This window comes from Frankia gtarii, from assembly GCF_025403375.1.
GTDB lineage: Bacteria > Actinomycetota > Actinomycetes > Frankiales > Frankiaceae > Frankia > Frankia gtarii.
Genome location: NZ_JAMPTM010000570.1, coordinates 1 through 971, shown reverse-complemented (window position 1 = coordinate 971; position 971 = coordinate 1). Strand labels below are relative to the sequence as shown.

Below are 971 nucleotides of genomic sequence, written 5' to 3'. Positions count from 1 at the left end.
CGCCGAGCCCGCTGGCGCCCAGCCCGCCCGTGCCGATGCCGCCCGCGCCCAAGCCGCCCGTGAGCGAAGCCATCCGTTCCGCGGCGAGCCGGTGCGCGTTGGTGGTCGCGTCGCGGACCGCCGCGAGGATCAGATCGGCGAGTGTCTCGGTGTCCTCGGGATCGACCGCCTCGGGGCTGATCGTGAGGTCGACGAGCTCGCCGCCGCCGTTGACGGTGGCCCGGACCAGGCCGCCCCCGGCCGTGCCGTCCACCCGGGAGGAGGCGAGCTCCTCCTGGGCCGACAGGAGCGCGGCCTGCATCTTCTGCGCCTGCTGGAGGATCTGCCCCAAGTGGGCCCCACCTCCGGTGGGCAGTGCACCGCCGGCCGGGGTCCCATCGGCGGCGGGGGTCTGCGGGTTCGACATGTCGATGAGCCTACGTTGCCTTCAGGAGGCTACGTTGCCTTCAGCTTGTCGGGATCTGTTCGATGATCGTGGCGCCGAGCCCGGTCCGCAGCAGTGACATCGCCGCCTCAGCACCGCCGCGTGCCCCGCCCGCATGCCCTGGGGCATCGTCGTCGTCGAGGGACGGCTCGTCGTTGACCGGCCGGGCGACGGCCGTGCCGTCGCCCCCCGCCGAACCGTGCCCACCGGTGCCGGCCGGTCCGCCACCATCCTGACCGCCGCGATGATCCCCAGCCCGCCCTGACCCTGGGACGCCACCACTCTGACCAGGCCCACCCCCACCGACGTTGTTCTGGCCGGCGCTGTTCCGGCCAGCGATGCTCTGGCCAGCGATGCTCTGGCCGGCGTTGTTCTGGCCGGCGTTGTGCGTACCGGCGTCGCGCTGCCTGACGATGCCGTGAGCGGCGTCGGGCCCCTCGCCGTGGTCGCCGCCGAAGTGCGCACCGCTGCCGCCGTCCCCGACGTGATCGTGTGGCGGCGGGGTGGGCCCGGGGTATCGAGGGTAGTTGCCGCCCTGGTCCGGATC

The 971-nt window shown here is 73.7% G+C and carries 1 protein-coding gene and 1 pseudogene; both read right to left on the bottom strand.

All coding sequences use genetic code 11. The annotated features are described in order from the left end of the window. Nucleotides 1–406, bottom strand: a 406-nt coding sequence (locus NBZ83_RS32345; protein WP_261576538.1) for a YbaB/EbfC family nucleoid-associated protein, incomplete at its 3' end; no start/stop codon positions are given. Between the two features lie 40 nt (nucleotides 407–446). After that, nucleotides 447–971, bottom strand: a pseudogene (locus NBZ83_RS32340) (DNA polymerase III subunit gamma and tau); the annotation flags it as partial.